Source organism: Sorangium sp. So ce367 (assembly GCF_051520455.1).
GTDB classification, from domain to species: Bacteria; Myxococcota_A; Polyangia; order Polyangiales; family Polyangiaceae; genus Sorangium; species Sorangium cellulosum_B.
In genome coordinates this window covers 5,040,625-5,055,709 of record NZ_CP150334.1, presented here as the reverse complement: position 1 = coordinate 5,055,709, position 15,085 = coordinate 5,040,625, and the positions used below count along the sequence as shown (strand labels likewise).

At 73.2% G+C, this 15,085-nt stretch carries 11 protein-coding genes; 6 read left to right on the top strand and 5 right to left on the bottom strand.

The genetic code is table 11. The features are described from left to right. Nucleotides 1-8 precede the first annotated feature (8 nt). Nucleotides 9-704: a hypothetical protein gene (locus WME97_RS19265; RefSeq protein ID WP_437553712.1), complete on the top strand. Its 696-nt coding sequence runs from the start codon at nt 9-11 to the stop codon at nt 702-704. A 255-nt stretch (nt 705-959) separates the two neighbouring features. Then, nucleotides 960-1,457 (top strand): hypothetical protein, encoded by a 498-nt coding sequence (locus WME97_RS19260; RefSeq protein WP_437553710.1) that lies wholly within the window; start codon nt 960-962, stop codon nt 1,455-1,457. Nucleotides 1,458-1,547: 90 nt separating this feature from the next. On the opposite strand, the gene WME97_RS19255 is transcribed toward WME97_RS19260, so the two are convergent. Both WME97_RS19255 and WME97_RS19250 read right to left on the bottom strand, forming a co-directional pair. After that, the gene (locus WME97_RS19255; protein WP_437553708.1) at nt 1,548-2,960 is read right to left on the bottom strand and encodes an FG-GAP repeat domain-containing protein; all 1,413 of its coding nucleotides are present in this window, start codon (nt 2,958-2,960) and stop codon (nt 1,548-1,550) included. A 303-nt stretch (nt 2,961-3,263) separates the two neighbouring features. After that, entirely contained in the window at nt 3,264-3,965 is a 702-nt protein-coding gene (locus WME97_RS19250) for a hypothetical protein (protein ID WP_437553706.1), read from the bottom strand. A gap of 555 nt (nt 3,966-4,520) precedes the next feature. On the opposite strand from WME97_RS19250, the gene WME97_RS19245 reads away from it, so the two are divergent. From WME97_RS19245 to WME97_RS19230, 4 genes are all read left to right on the top strand, one after another. Then, complete coding sequence (locus tag WME97_RS19245) at nt 4,521-5,579, top strand: alpha/beta fold hydrolase (protein WP_437553704.1); 1,059 nt, start codon at nt 4,521-4,523, stop codon at nt 5,577-5,579. After that, nucleotides 5,576-6,889, top strand: coding sequence for a fatty acid desaturase family protein (locus WME97_RS19240; RefSeq protein ID WP_437553702.1), 1,314 nt, complete (start codon nt 5,576-5,578; stop codon nt 6,887-6,889). The genes WME97_RS19245 and WME97_RS19240 overlap by 4 nt, the downstream gene beginning before the upstream one ends. Before the next feature lie 93 nt (nt 6,890-6,982). After that, a complete protein-coding gene (locus tag WME97_RS19235) occupies nt 6,983-7,477 on the top strand; it encodes a PaaI family thioesterase (protein WP_437553700.1) in 495 nt (164 codons plus the stop codon). A 291-nt stretch (nt 7,478-7,768) separates the two neighbouring features. Then, entirely contained in the window at nt 7,769-8,446 is a 678-nt protein-coding gene (locus WME97_RS19230) for a hypothetical protein (RefSeq protein WP_437553698.1), read from the top strand. Here the strand turns inward: WME97_RS19230 and WME97_RS19225 are convergent. The 3 genes from WME97_RS19225 to WME97_RS19215 all read right to left on the bottom strand — a co-directional run bounded on the left by WME97_RS19225 (nt 8,430) and on the right by WME97_RS19215 (nt 15,085). Then, nucleotides 8,430-9,512 (bottom strand): lipase secretion chaperone, encoded by a 1,083-nt coding sequence (locus tag WME97_RS19225; protein ID WP_437553696.1) that lies wholly within the window; start codon nt 9,510-9,512, stop codon nt 8,430-8,432. The two genes, WME97_RS19230 and WME97_RS19225, sit on opposite strands and share 17 nt — an antisense overlap. Nucleotides 9,513-9,530: 18 nt before the next feature. Next, on the bottom strand, nt 9,531-10,442 hold the full coding sequence (locus tag WME97_RS19220) for an esterase/lipase family protein (protein WP_437553694.1): 912 nt from the start codon (nt 10,440-10,442) through the stop codon (nt 9,531-9,533). A gap of 416 nt (nt 10,443-10,858) precedes the next feature. After that, entirely contained in the window at nt 10,859-15,085 is a 4,227-nt protein-coding gene (locus tag WME97_RS19215; RefSeq protein ID WP_437553692.1) for a serine/threonine-protein kinase, read from the bottom strand.

The window sequence follows — 15,085 nt, the reverse complement described above, 5'->3', positions numbered from 1 at the left end:
TCGCGCTCATGACGTCCACCGTGACCCGCAACACGGGCTCCACCATCAAGTACGCCGTCATCACGGCGGTGCTCGTCGGCCTCTCGTTCCTCTGTTTCCGCGCGATGATCGGCCGCTCCGGCCTGCTGTGGGTGCTCTGTCTCGCCGGCGGCCTCGGGTTCGCGGTGTTCGCGTTCGGGTCGCTCCTGGTCGCCAAGGACCTGGCCGGCACCGCGACGTGCCCGCGCTGCCGGGCGACGCTCGAGGAGATCGAGCTCAACCATACCGACGACCCGGCGTTCTGCGACAAGTGCCAGGCCGCGTACCTCGTCGACAAGCGCGTCCTCACCGTGCTCACCGACGACTACGTCCACCCGACGCCGGGCTTTCCGGCGCCGGTGACGAGCGAGACGATCAGCTGGCCGGCAGGCTGCTGCGTGTGCGCGAGGCCGGCGACCCGCGGCGTCGAGGTGAAGGCGCACGACGGCGAGACCGGGACCAACGCGGCCGTCGCCGCGGCCGGGCTCGCGCTCGGGAGCATCGCTGTGCGCACCGGCGGCGGCACGACCTACACGCTGCGCATCCCGCACTGCGCCGAGCACGACGACGGCGCGAAGATCGAGATCGAGAGCAACAACAAGCCGCCGCTGAAGATCCGCTTTCGCTCGTACGCCTACCAGCGCCGCTTCCTCGAGCTGAACCCGAAGCCGGCGAAGGCCGCATAGATCCGCTTCGGCGCTTCGCTGTCGCGCACGTCTCTTCCGCGCGCGATCGGCCACGCCGGCACGCCGGCCTCACGAGGCCAGCGGCGGCCGTGCGAGGATGTGCGGCGTGCCCATGTCGCCGCAGAAGCCGCGCAAGGATCCGCGCCAGGAGCGCTCGCGCAGCACGGTCGACGCCATCCTCGAGGCCGCCGGCCAGATGGCGCCGTGAGGCGGTGACCTGGTGGGGCGGAGCACGGTCTCTGGTATCGTGCCGGGATGGACGAGGACGAAGCGCTTCGCGAGTCCGAGAACCTCGAGGAGATCGTCCGCGCGGCGGCGGGCGACGCGGCGGTGCACGTGACCGACGGAGAGAGCGTTGACGACGTGCGCGATTACGGCAGGGTCCTCGACGCGCTCGACGCGATCTCTGGCGGCGTGCTCGGCATCACCGCGCGCCGCTTCGAGGAGGGCGCGACGCGCACGATCGTGCTCGAACGGGGCGCGCGGGCGGCGATCGAGCTCCGCCTGGAAGGCGACACCGACTGGATCGACCATCCGGCGCTCGTCGAGCAGCTCGATCGCGCGCTCGAGGCGGACGGCGCGCCGGGCCGCTTCTATGCGTTCTGTTCGCGATCGTGGGGACAGGAGGTCGGCTTCGCCTACCTGCCGAAAGCCGAGGGCGAGCGCATCGCGGAGCTCGTCGCGGCCCGGGAGGAGATCGCGATCTTCGAGGACTTCTTCCCCAAGGGGCGCCAGACGGTCGACGAGGAGTGAGCTGAGCTGAGCAAGCGAGGCTGCACGCCGCGGCGGGACGAGCTCAGGGCGGGCTGGACAAGGGGCAGGAGGCGCCGCTCGCGGGAGCGCTCAAGGCGCCGTCGCGCAGCCGCGACCGCGGAAGACGACAAGACCGTCGAGCTGGACGCCCACGACATCAGGGCACCCGTTGCAGTCAAAATCGGTGATGCCGATGCCAAAACCGTCGATGTTTTCGAAGGTGCCGGGGAATGGAGCCGCCTCCGCTTCGAACGTGCCCTCCTGGGTCTGGAGGAACGACCACATCTCGGCGGTGTTTCGGCTGACCGCGACGAGATCGCTCCGCCCATCGAGGTTCAGATCGGTGATCTGCAGGCCTCCTGAGACGAAATACTGGTGATCATCGATGGTGAGCAGCGGCTGCGGCGCAGTCAGGTGGCCGAGGTCGTCTTGCAGCAGGATCCAGACCCGCATCGGCCCGTCCGAGTACTCGTGCGTGACGGCGGCGACGTCCTGGCGTCCGTCGTTGTTCACGTCGCCCACCGCGATCGAGACGAACGAGACGCCTGAGCTCGGCGGCGTGGTCTCGAAGAAGACCTGCTGTCCGGTCGTGTCGAACCCGCTCTCGACGTCGTGCGGAAAGACGGCGATGCCCGCGCCCACGCCGGTCATCGCGATCACCGCGTCGGGTTGGCCGTCCCCGGTCACATCGCCGGTGACGATGCCGGACATGAACACGCCGGCCGGCAGCTCGTGGGCCAGCTCGAATCCGCCGCCGCCGTCGCCCCGGTAGATGAGGATCTTGCTGTGATAGCCGAGCCCGACGATGTCGAGGACGCCATCCCCGTCATGGTCCACGGCGGTCGGGGAGAACGTGGCGGGCCCGGCGATTGTCCTCGGGGGCTCGAAGGCGCCACCGCCCTGGTTGCGGAGGAAGGCGAGCCCTTCCTGCTGCGCGACGACGACATCGAGCGCGCCGTCGCGGTCCGCGTCGAGCAGCAACGTGTCCTCGACCGAGTTGGCCGGCGTGGAAGGGGTGTAGATGACTTCGCCGTTCAGCTCCCGTACCCGCGGATGCGTCTGCACGTACAGCGCTCTGCGATCCGTGCTCACGAAGTCGAAGCGCCTGTCCCCGTCGATGTCGCCCAGCGACAGCTGACCCATGTACACGCCCGAGGACTCCGCGGGATAGAGTAGGCCGGGCTTCAGGTAGTAGCCGCTGCCATCGCTCGGCTCCGCGCCGGGGAACGGGCCCGCGCATCGATCGCCCGCGCCGCCGCCGTTCGACACATCCGCGCCGCCGCCGTTCGGCACATCCGCGCCACCGCCGTTCGGCACATCCGCGCCACCGCCGTTCGGCACATCGACGACGCGCTCGGCCGTCCCCCGCCAGGCAACGGGCCTGTCCGGCGAGCCGACGTCAGCCGCCTCTTCGTCCCGCGGCGAATCGACCGAGTCGTCGTGGGGAGATGGTTCGGGAAGGACAACCGAGCTCTCGCACCCCGAGCTGAAGCCAACAAGCAAACAACAAGCTACCACCATGCGTCCGCTGCTGCGTCGCGCAAACCTCATAGGTTACCTCCGCAAGACAAGTGAAACCCACGAACCTGAACGTCTCCAGGACACGCCCGTCCCCCACGCCATCGGCGGCTCGGCGACTACGATGCAATGAACGGGCTGCGCATTCATCGGAGCAGGAAAATCGCAGCGCGTCATCAGGGGCGCGGCGGCACGTTCTTGCCCGGCGCATCGCGTCGCCGAGCCGGCCACGACGGTCCTCCCTGCCGGCAATGCGCCGTAGTGTAATTTTCTACCACACCCGCTGGTTCAGCAGATCATCCCCTGGCCGCGCATCTCGGCGAGATCCTCGTCGCTCGGCCGGCGGTGCCGCCCGAGGAGCAGGTCGCCGAGCCAGAGCAGGTTGTAATTGCAGTGCATGTACCGGTGGTGCAGGTAGTGGTGCCGGGAGATGAAGCGCACGTAGCGCGTGCCGAGCAGCCAGCGCATCGGCCGCGACGCGCGGGCCATGGCCTCGGCCCGCGGCATGTGCAGGTACGGGTGGAGGACGAGCGACGACAGCGGGTAGATCACGAGCGGTAGCAAGGCGCCGACGACCACCGCCGCCGGGAGGAAGAGCGCGTAAAGCGCGAAGAACGGCAGCACGGGCGCGGCGAACGCGAGGATCCCCAGGCCGGCCAGCGAGACGCCGTATTGCTCGCGGATCATCCGCCGGTCGCCCTGGGTCTCGACGATCCAGCGATCCAGCCGGTCCTGCTCCTCGCGGTTCCGGAACTGCCGCACGTGACTCTCACGGTAGGTCTTGCCGTGATGCACGACCGTGTGGCTCGTGTACGCGCGCAAGAGGGGGCGGCCCGCGCGGCCGAGCCGCTTCGCCGCGCGGCGGACCGCGAGGCTCGCGTGCAGCGCGTTCCGGTGGAGAAACGACTCCGCCATGGAGACGGTGAGATAACCGATCACGACGCCCGCCACGATCTGGACAGCCCCTGTAGACATTGCCACGGGATTCATGGGTATGCTCCTTCGCGCAGACCTGCGGTCTGCAAGGGACGCTGGCGCGGCCGGCGAGCAGCGCGGCCGGGATGCCTTCGTCGATGCCGGTTCGTGCATGGCAACCGCGATGCCAGCCCGCTGCGGCGCGACTCCGCCCGTCCGGAGCGGCGGTTCGGCGTCCGGAGCCCTCACGCCGCGCCGCGGGGGCGCTCCTCACATGGAGGCCCGGACCTCCAGCTGGCGGCTGGCCCCTTTACCCCGGCTGGCCGCAGGGACCGCCCGCGGCGCGGCGCGTTGCTCGATCGAGCAAGCGGGTGTCCGCGCCGATTCAGCCTGGGCTCGCTGAAGCCCCGAGGGCGCGCGGCGCGCCCGCGTCGGGGCGGAGGGCGGCCCACGAGGCCCGCTGGAGACTGGCATCCTTGCTGCAATGACGCCTCTCGCCGCCGCACCCACGCCGCCCCGTGCCGGCCGTGGCCGGCTGTCGCTCGGCCCGGCTCCTCGGCGAACACCCGCGGATCAGGAGCTCGTGCCGGACAGCGCGCCTCGCGGCGGAGAGGACGAGGTAGAGGACCCATGATCGAGCAGAACGCCCTTCATCGCGCATCCTTGATGCAGCGCCCCGCGCCTCTGACCGCGCAGCAGGATGAGCGCGCGTCTCTCGTGCGCCTCGCGCGCGGCCACGCCGCGACCATCGCGGGCTTCGTCACGAGCAGCCTCACCCCGGAGCTCACGTCCGCGGTCCCCTGGCGGTTCCGCGTCCCTGGCGGGCCGTACGGCGCGGCGACGCTGACCGGCCTGTACTTCCCTTCCCCGGGCAGCCGCGACCTTGTCGTCCTGCTGCACGGCATGGGCGGGGATGTGCGCTCGGCCTACCTGCGCGCAGCGACGGCTGCCCTGCGCGCGCAGGGGCTGTCGGTGCTGCGACTCGGCCAGCGCGGCTCGTCGTGCGACCCGGAGGATCTCCACCACGCGGGGCTCTGGGAGGACCTCGCGGCCGTGCTGAGCGGCGATCCCCTTGTTGCGCGCCACGAGCGGATCTTCGTCGTCGGCTTCTCGATGGGCGGACACGTGGCGCTCCACCTCGCCGCGGCGGGGCACCCGCGGCTCGCGGCCGTGGCCTCGATCTGCTCGCCCCTCTACCTCGATCGCGCCGTGAGCCACATGGATCGCCCCGACAGCGTCGTGTACCGGCGCCACGTCCTCGGGGGGCTGAAGCGGATGTACCGGGAGATCGCGCGGCGGCGGCGGATGCCCGTCCCGCCGTCGGCCGTCGATCGGGCGGCGACGCTGCGCGAGTGGGACCGCCTGACGGTGGTCCGCCGCTTCGGTTTCCGCGATCCCACGGCCTATTACGAGGCCCAGGGCGTCGGGAGGATCCTTGGCTCGCTGGCCACCCCGGCGCTGCTCCTGTACTCGCGCCAGGATCCGATGGTGCCCCCGGCGACCCTCGCCGGACTGGCAGCGCATGGGGGGCTCTCGTCGCCCGCCCGCGTCGTCTGGATGGACGGCGGCGGCCATATCGCGCTTCCCCGCAGGCTCGATCTCGGCCTCGACCCGGCCGTGCCTCGGACCCCGTACGAGCAGATCGCCGCCTGGTTGCGGCGGCACCAGGCCCCCGGGGGCGCGTCATGAGCGCTCGAATCATCACCAAGGCCATGACACGCCTCGCTTCGCTCGAGACGCAGAGGACGGAGATCACGATGAAGACCGATGATGCGTTTCCCCGCACCGCGCCCGCGGCGACCGACACGGCCCCTCGCACGACCTCGCTCTCGGCCGACGATGCCCGGCGTCTGATGGCGGGCATCAGGGCGATCCGCGCCGGCGCCTCGGCCCGGACGGGCGCGGAGGATCTCCGCCATATCAAGCGCCTGTCGCTGCTGGGCCGCGCCTTCTCCGCCCTCGGGTACGCGACGTCCGCGCTCGGGCCCAACCCGATCTCGATGATCCTCATCGCCCTTGGCCGGTTCGCCAGGTGGGTCGTCGTCGCGCACCCGGTCCTCCACAAGGCGTATGATGGCGTCGCCGGCGGCGACCCGGCCTGGAACAGCCGCACGTTCGCGCGGGGCCGGCGCAGCCTGTGGGACTGGTTCGACTGGCTGGACGCCGACGCGTGGCAGGCGCAGCACAACGTCTCTCATCACTGCTACACCGGCGACGAGCGCGACCCCGACCGCGTCGCCGTCAACATGGCGTGGCTGAAGCGCAAGCCGAAGCTCGTCCGCGCGCTCGCGCTGTTCGTGACCGCGTGCACCTGGAAGTGGCTCTACTATGGCCCGGCCACCCGGAGCGCCCTCCGCAAGCGGCGCGAGCGCGCGGCCGAGGCCTCGACGGAGGGGCGCGAGCGCGCGGCCTGGTCGCCCAGCGTGCTGCTCGACCGCGAGATGCTGCTCCGCTCGTACCTGCCGTATGCGCTCGTGCACTTCGTCGTCCTGCCGCTCGCGTTCCTGCCGTTCGGCCGCTGGGCGGCGCTCGGCGTGCTCGTCAACAGCGTGGTGGCGGAGCTCCTGTCGAACCTGCACAGCTTCGCGGTGATCGCGCCGACCCACACAGGCCTGGATATCCCCATCTTCGAGGGCGCCGCGCGCAGCCGCGAGGAGTATTACGTCCGGCAGATCGTCGGCTCGGTGAACTACGAGAGCCCCAGCAGCGCCGCCGACTTCCTGCACGGCTACATGGGGTATCAGATCGAGCATCACCTCTGGCCGGACCTGCCGCTCCGGCAATACCCCGAGGTCGCGAGGGAGGTCGAGGCGCTGTGCAGGGAGGTCGGGCTCCCGTACCGCAGGGACTCCGTCTGGAGGCGGATCGCCGAGATGGTCCGCGCGGTGATCAGCGACGAGGAGGTGCAGGCCGCGCGCGTCGCGATCTCCGGCGCCGGCGCGCGCCGCGCCGAACGGAAGGACATCGGTGGCCTTGAGCTCGCTTCCTTGCACGGATAGGCTCCGAGGCCCATCGATCGCGGGCTCGCGCGGACGTCACGAACGTCACGGACGTCACGAACGTCGGATTCAGGAACACGGAGAGAGGGAATCATGACGACGAATCAGGAACGACAGCTGGTGGTGACGTGGCAAGATCCTGCGCCGGCGGTGGAGAAGGTGAGATCGATGTCCGGCCTCGCCTACCTCACGGCCATGATGAACGGCGAGCTGCCGATGGCGCCGATCGCGAGCTTCCTCGGGCTGCGGGTCGCGGCGGTGGAGGCCGGCCGGGTCGTCATCACCGGATCTCCCGGCGAGCAGCACCAGAATCCGATCGCGATGGTCCACGGCGGTTATCTGAGCACGATGCTCGACTCCGCGATGGGCTGCGCCGTGCACGCGTCCCTGGAGGCGGGGGTCGGCTACTCGACCGTCTCGCTCCAGGTCAGCTTCGTGAAGGCCCCGCGCGCCGGCGGGCCCGAGCTCATCGCCGAGGGCCGGGTCGTCCACCTCGGCAAGCGCCACGCCACCGCCGACGGGACGCTGCGCGACGCCGACGGCACCCTCTACGCCCACGCCACCACGACGTGCCTGATCCTGCGGTGAGCGCGGGCTCGCCCGTGAGCCGGCGCCGCTACCGGAGGATCTCCTCGTCTGCGGCGTCTTCCCGGGACGCGGGACTCGGCATCTCCTCTCCATGAAGGGGAATCGCAGTGACGCCGAGGACTCCGAGGGGATCGCAGAGAATCGCTGTGCGCTCCTTGCCCTCTGTGCTCACTGCACCGCCCTGCCCCGGATCCCGGGCGATCGAGCGACGGGGGCGAATGGCATCTCCCGGAGGAGGCCCGTGGCTTGCTCTCTCCAGCGCAGGTGCGTCGATGGCACCGGGAGGGGCGCATGTGGACTTCGAAGACAGGGAGAACCAGCGGTAGGTCAACAAGGGGGAAAGGCGTCGTCCAGGGGCTCGCCGGGCTTCTCGGGATCGGCCTCTGTCTCGGCATCTCCAGCGCTTCCGCTGCTGACGCGACTCACGCCATCTCCCCTCAGGCCCCGGCGCAGGGTCGTGTCGCGCCGCCGCAGCAGACCGCGACCATCACGCAGCGCACCCCGCAGCGGGTCGCGACCGCCACCTACGTCGCGAACCCGCGGAGGGCGCGCTGGATCATCGCGGGCGCGTCGACCCTGGGCGGCTTCTGGGTCGCGTCGGCCGTCCGCGGCGCCGCGCTCTCCCTCGCGCAGCCGGAGGTGCGGATCCGGCTTGTACCGCAGTGCTCCCAGGGCGCCTGCTTCATCCTCCGGCGCCACGAACGCACCTCGGCCAACCCCGCCTCGCTGCTGATCCCCCTCGCGGGTCCGTGGATCCACCTCGGCACGGGGCGGCCAACGGCGGCCAGCGCGGTCGGCCTCTCCCTCCTCGGCGCCGGGCAAGCCGTCGGCCTTGGGATGCTGCTCGGCGGCATCGCCATGCCCCCGCAGGTGCGCGTGCCGCTGCAGCGCGGCCAGGTCCTCCAGGTGGGCGCGGCCCCGCTCGTCACCCCCGGCGGGCTCGGGCTCTCGATCAGCGGATCGCTGTAGGCGCTCCCGTCACCGCGGGATGCGCGAGGTTGAGGATCGCCCGCACGCGCAGCCGCTCCTCGGGGGTGAACGAGCCCTCGAGCAGCGCCTCCTCCTCGGCGCGCCGCGCGTCGGGATCGGCCACCGTCGCCTCGATGTCCGCGCGCGCGCCGGCGAACGCGTCGAGCCGCTGCTGCCAGGCCGCCCGCCGCCGGTCGAGCTCCGCGAGCCGGTCCGCGGCCTCGGGGCCCACGGTCGCGACCCGGTGCTCGCGCAGCTCCTCGTCCGACGCGCCCGCGTCCCGGAGCGCCTGCTCCTCGGCCTGCTGCGCGAGCGGGCGCGTCGCCGCCTCCCGCGCCTCGCGGACGGCCTCCGGCAGCGCCGCCTCGACCTCCGCGATCCGCGCGTCGCGCTCCTCCGGCGACAGGGCCTCGTCCGCGAGGATGCGGGACTCCTCGATCGCCGCCTCGATCTCCCGCTCCTCGTCGCCGAACAGCCGCGCCGCGGCCGCCTCGCCGAACCATGCGCGCCGGATCTCGCGAAGCGCGGCGAGGCGCGCCGCCGGATCGGCCTCCTGCTCGACGCGCGCCGCGCCGGCCGCCTCGCGGTAGCCGAGGTACCGGTCGAACAGCGCGATCGCCTGCTCCGCTCCGCGCCCCGTCGCCCGCTCCCGGATCGCCGCGACGACGCGGGCCCTGATCGCCGGCGCCGGCTCCTCGCCGGTGGCGCTCAGGAAGTAGTCGAACAGCCCGAGCAGCTCCAGGCCGACGACCAGATCGCCGCGCTCGTCGACGGTCACCGCGCCGTCGACGTCGGTGCCGCGGAGCGAGGGCGGCGCGGCGCTCGCCGGCGGGCGCGGCGCCGCAGGGGGCCGCGGCGATACCGACAGCGCCTGCCGGAGACGCGTGGGGGCCGGCGCCACCGACAGCGCGGGCAGCGTCTCCTTCCGAGCGGGGCGCGCGATCCCGTTCGAGCGGACCGAGGGCGCCGCCGGCCGTGTCCGCTCCCCCGAGAGGAGGCGCCCCACGCCGACCGTCGCGACGAGCGCCATGGCCACGAAGAGAGCGGTCCTGCCACGACGCGCCACGAAGAGCCCTCCAGGAGGTCAGAGGCCGACGGCCTTCAGCCGGCTCGCGTGCGACCGGAACACGGACTTCGGGTTCGGCCCAGACAGGTTGATAAACCCGAAGATCTGATTGACCTCGTCGAGGTGGTTCATCGCATAGTCGTCGCGGACCACCTCCCCGAAATGGGAGCTGCACCTGCCCACCATCCCGTCGTTCGACTCCGAATACAGCGTGGAGATGAGCTTGAGCGTCAGGTCCGTCGGATCGATGAGGCTCGTGACGACCGCTGTCCCCGACCACGAGAAGAAGCGCACGCCGCCCTCCTCGGCGGGGCCCTGCCCGCACCGGCCGTCGGGCAGCCCGGCGGGGTAACGCGCGTTGAACTCGCGCATCCCGGCGGCGGACAGCGATCTGACGGCGGCGATCGCGTCCTGAGGCGCCGTGTGCCCGCTGAGCAGGCTGAGCACCGCGCCGAGGCCGTTGGCGAGGAGCGAGAGCGCCCCCTCCGCGAGCCCGCCCTCCCGCAGGTTCTCCTGGAGGAAACTGGCGAGCTCGGCCCCCTGATGCGGAGACCCGATGGTGGTCACCGACGCAATGAGATCGGGCCGCACCGCGGCGACATACCGGGCGTCGAGCCCGCCATGGCTGTGCCCGACCAGGTTGACCTTCCCGCTCCCGGTGCGCGCGACGATATCCTCGACCTGCGCGAGCAGCGCCTCCCCCCGCGCCTCGGTGCTGTCGAACTGGGGCACCTCGGCGGCATACACCTCCGCTCCGCCGGAGCGCAGCGCCGACGCGATCCCACCGAAGTAGTCGATCACCCCGAACATCGCCTTGAAGCCGGCCATCCCGTGACAGAGCACGATCGGATACCGCGTCTGCGCATAGCTCTTCATCGCCAGCGCGCCCTCGCCGACCTCGGCGCGCTCCACGTCCGCCGGCTCGTCCATCGACGCGACGCATCCTTGCGAGAGCAGCACCACGACAGCTCCCGCCGTGCACCGCAATGCGTCAATCCACGTCCGGCGCCCGGCCCCTCGTTTTCTCTCGACTCTCTGATTTCGAGCGGGTGTGACGGCGGTGGGTCGTGCAGCGCGCATGCTGGAGGAATGAGCTCGTCTGATCACCTGTCACCTCTGATAGAGTATTTGTTTAATTCGAATCAAGCAGAACTCACAGGCTCTCAGCGCGACAAGCAGCTCACGTATCCTGGACAATCGGAAGGCCGGTGTCCTCCCCTTCACGGGTCACGTCGGTCCAGGCGGCGCGACATGGCATCAGCGCGGGGGCGCAGCGCCGCCCATGTCGCGGCGAGGGCCGGGGGCACGCGGGCGGGCGAGGCGGAGGGCGCGAGCCCTCGGGGCGGCTAGGTCGCCGTCGCACCGCGCGCGCCGCGGACGATGCGCGCGTTCTCGGGCACCGCCGTCAGGAACCGCTCGCGCCGCCGCGGGTCCGCGATCCGCCGCGCCCGCGCGAGCAGGAGCTCCCTGGCCTCCGAGAGCACCGCGGACGCCTCGCCGTGGGCGCCGGACGCCGCGAGCGCCTCGGCGTAGGCGAGCCGCACGAGCGCCTCGCCTTCTTCCAGGGATCCGAGCGCCGCGAGCTCGCCGAACGCCGCCCGCGCCGCGCCGAGCGCCGCCGCGACCTCGCCCGCGGCGAGCAGCGCCCGCGCGCGCACCGCCACGGCGGCCGCGCGCAGCCGGGGGGCCACGTGCAGCGCCGCCTCGGCCGCGCGCGCCTCCCGCTCGGCGGTCGCGGCGTCGCCGGAGAGGAGCGCGATCTTCGCGAGGTAGGTCCGCGCCACGCCCTCCATGCGGAGGTCGCCCCGCTGCTGGAACGCCTCCACCGCGCGCCGCTCGACGAGCTGCGCCTCGTCGAGCTTGCCGAGCAGCCCGAGCGCGTGGCCGAGGTTGTGCAGCGCGACCGTCTCGAGCTCGCGCAGCCCCATCCGGTCGGCGGCCTCCAGGGCGGCGCGCAGGACGGACTCGGCCGCCCCGAGCTCGCCGAGCTCGGCGTAGATGAAGCCCAGGTTCGCGCCGATCACGCACGCGCTGCGCCTGTCCCCGGCCTGCTCGAAGGCCGCGAGCGCCGCCTCCAGGCCCTCGAGGCACGCCTCGGGATCGCCGCCGGCCGAGGCGCGGATCGCGCGGAGCTGCTGCGCCATCGCGACGAGCTCGGCGTCCGGCGGCGGATGCGCGCGGAGATCCTCGTCGATGCGCGCGAGCAGCGCGTCGGCCTCGGCGTAGCGGCCGCCGAAGACGAGCTGCGCGCCGCACTCGCAGAAGCACGCGATCCGGGCGCGGCGCAGCGCGGCCGCGCCGGAGGACAGCGCCGCGGAGGCCGCGGATGCCGGCGCCCCGGGCGCGAAGTGCGCAGCGGAGGGCGGCGCCGCGGAGGCAAACGTGGGCGGCGCCGCGGACGCGAACGTGGGAGGCGCCGCGGACGCAAACGTGGGAGGTGCCGAGGACGCGAAGGAGGGCGGCGCCGCGGACATCCCCTCGGCGACGGCGGCCCACCTCGCGACGCGGTCGACCGCGCCGAGCTTCCCGGCCGCGGCGGCGATCTGGGTGACCGCCCGGAACCACCCGGCGCAGCCGGCGGGGAGCAGCTCGGCCGCGGACGCGCCCAGCTCCTCGGCCGCCGCGAGGTCGCCCGTCCAGACGTTGACCTCGGCCGCGACCAGGCGGAGCGCGCCGAGATCCTCGCCCTCGGCGCCGCAGGCCTCGCCGCACGCGGCGCGCTCGATCGCGGCGCGCAGGTCGTTCGCCTCGAGCGACTGCTCGGCCGCGCGGCGGTACCAGCGCACCGCGCGGCCGGGCTCTCCGCCGCGGCGGAAGTGCTCGGCCACGCCCCGCGGATCGGCGGAGGCGCTCCGCTCGAGCCACGCGCCCGCGAGCCGGTGGCCGAGGGCGCGGTCGCGCTCGGTCAGCATGGCGTACGCCGCCTCGCGGACGAGCGTGTGGCGGAAGACGTAGTCGGCGGCGTCGGCGAGGCCCGCCGACGCCGAGGCCGGCGCGACGAGCTCGCGGTCGGCGAGCGCCGTCAGCCAGGCCTCCACGTCGGCGAGGCGCTCCTCGCCGCCGAGCAGCGCCGCGACGCCGCGCTTCGAGAAGCGATCGCCGAAGATGCTGGCCGCCCGGAGCACGCGCTTGCCCTCGTTGCCCTCGGCGTCGAGCCGCGCCTCCACCGTGCCGAGCACCGAGTCGGGCAGGAGCTCCTCCTTGCCGCTCGCGACCGCGCGGATGAGCTCTTCCAGGTAGAACGGGTTGCCGCCGGCGCGCTCGACGAGGCGCGCGACGACGCCCTCGGGCACGGGCTCGCCGAGCGCGGCGCGCACGAGCTCCGCGCTCGCGCGGCGCGGCAGCGGGCCGAGCTTGATCGTCTGCACCTCGCGCTCGGCCCACAGGCTCGGGAACAGCCGGTGGACGTCCGGGCGCGCGAGCGCGAGCAGGATGAGCGGAAGCTCGCGGAGGTTCCGCAGCGTCGCGTCGAGCAGGCGCACGGTGGCGGCGTCGCCCCAGTGGAGGTCCTCGAGCGCGAGGAGCACCGGGCGCGCGGCGCACTCGGCGGCGAGCCAGTCCTCCCAGGCGGCCCCCACGCCGTCGCTCATGCCGGTGGCGCTCTGGCGCGCCGCCCGCACCATGCGGGCGTGCTCCGGCGACGGCGCGCCGCTGATCTCGCCGAGGAACGCCGCCGCGCGATCGAGCGCCGGGCCGCCCAGGTGACGCCCGAGCCGCTGCTTCAGCTTGCGCTGCCGCGCCCACGCCGGGTCGCGCGCGCGGAGGCCGGCGGCCCGGCAGAGCACGTCCGCGATCATGCCGAAGGGCGAGCCGGGAGAGCCCGAGTCGGCGCGGCCCCAGAGGATCTCGATCGGGTCGTCCCGCTGCCGCAGGGCGGCGAAGAGCTCCAGGCGGAGCCGGGACTTGCCGGCGCCGGGCGGCCCCAGGACGAGCACAGCGCTCGCGAGCGACTCGGAGATGCAGCCGGCGAGCACGCCGTGGAGCATCGAGAGCTCGCGGGCGCGGCCGACGCACGGGGTGCGCTTCCCGAGCAAGGCGGGGGCGATCTCGTCCACGGCGCGCTCGCCGTAAAGAAAGAGCGGCCCGCCCGGCGCCGAGGGCGCGGCGTGCGCGACGATGAAGCGCGGGCCGAGCATGTCGGCGGTCGCGCCGTCGATGCGCACCGCGCGCACCTCGCGCTCATCGAGCGCCGCGCGGAGCTCGGCGAGGCCGCGGTCGATCACGTCGCCCTCGGCGAGGCCCGCGGAGAAGACGCCCCGCCCCGTGATGACGCAGAGCGGTGCGGCCGGAAGCTCGGTGCGGAGGGCGAGCGCGCACTGGGCGGCGCGCTCGGCGCGATCCACGGCGCTGCCAGGGCCGGACATCATGACGATCTCCACGCCCGGGACGAGCTGCGTGAGCCTGCCCCCGTGGAGCTCGACGAGCGAGCGGATCTCCGCGGCCCGCGCGCTCGACGTGGACGGCTGTAGCCTGCTCGATCCGGGCGGCAGCTGCGACCTGCGCGAGGCGGGCGGCTGCGACCTGCGCGAGGCGGGCGGCGGCTCGCCAGGGGCCTCCTGGGCCTGCGGGGCGGGCTGCGGCGCCCGGGCTGCGCCGTGGCCGGGCTCGCCCAGGAAGACGAGGCTCACGACGCGCTGCTCGCCCAGCGTGAGGGCGGCGCGGTCGCGCGGGCCGAGGCCGTGGGCTGGCGCGTCGGGCGCCGCGCCGCCCGCGAGCGTCGGCGCGTCGGGCGGCGCGGTCCACCCGCCCCGCATCGCGGCGATCCGGTCGAGCTCGGCTGCGACCTCGGCGCCGTCGCGCGGGCGGTCGCCGGGCTGCCTGGAGAGCATGCGCGCGACGAGCTCGTCGAGCGGCGCCGGCGCGTCCGAGCGCACGTCGCGGAGGCGGGGCGGGCTCATCAGCAGCACCCTGCTGAGCGCCGCCATGGGGCTCGCGCTCGCGAAGGCGGGCTGGCCGGCGAGGCACTCGAAGAGGACGCACCCGAGGGAGAACACGTCGCTGCGCGGGTCGGGCACGCTGTGCGCCTCGACCTGCTCAGGGGCCATGTACCCCGGCGTGCCGAGGACGCCTCCGGTGACGGTGACGCGCCCCGCGTCGCTGCTGGGCCGCGCGATGCCGAAGTCGACGAGCTTGACCCGCCCGGCGTCCCCGCCCGGGAGGAAGAGGTTGCTCGGCTTGATGTCGCGGTGGACGATGCCGCGCGCGTGCGCGAACGCGAGGGCGTCGGCGGCCCGGCGCACGAGCAAGAGCCCCTCGCTCGCCGGCAGGACGCCGCGCGCGAGGCGCGCGGCCAGGTCCTCGCCGTCGAGCCACTCCATGGCGAGGTAGCGATCGCCTTCCGGGGTGCTGCCGTGCGCGACGTAGCGCACGATGCCCGGGTGGACGAGCGCGGCGAGGAGGGCGGCCTCCCGCTCGAACCGCTCGATCTGGATCTCGTTCCTCAGCCGGACGATCTTGAGGGCGACCGCCGCGCCGCCGAGGCGGTCGTACGCCTTGTAGACGGTGCCCATCCCTCCGGAGGCGGCCTCGCCCTCGACGACGAAGCGCCCCGCGATGATCTCCGCGTGGCCCAC

Coding starts and splice junctions, on each gene's coding strand:
- WME97_RS19265 (WP_437553712.1), top strand. CDS start 9: ATGACGTCCACCGTGACCCGCAACACGGGCTCCACCATCAAGTACGCC.
- WME97_RS19260 (WP_437553710.1), top strand. CDS start 960: ATGGACGAGGACGAAGCGCTTCGCGAGTCCGAGAACCTCGAGGAGATC.
- WME97_RS19250 (WP_437553706.1), bottom strand. CDS start 3,965: ATGAATCCCGTGGCAATGTCTACAGGGGCTGTCCAGATCGTGGCGGGC.
- WME97_RS19245 (WP_437553704.1), top strand. CDS start 4,521: ATGATCGAGCAGAACGCCCTTCATCGCGCATCCTTGATGCAGCGCCCC.
- WME97_RS19240 (WP_437553702.1), top strand. CDS start 5,576: ATGAGCGCTCGAATCATCACCAAGGCCATGACACGCCTCGCTTCGCTC.
- WME97_RS19235 (WP_437553700.1), top strand. CDS start 6,983: ATGACGACGAATCAGGAACGACAGCTGGTGGTGACGTGGCAAGATCCT.
- WME97_RS19230 (WP_437553698.1), top strand. CDS start 7,769: ATGTGGACTTCGAAGACAGGGAGAACCAGCGGTAGGTCAACAAGGGGG.
- WME97_RS19220 (WP_437553694.1), bottom strand. CDS start 10,442: ATGGACGAGCCGGCGGACGTGGAGCGCGCCGAGGTCGGCGAGGGCGCG.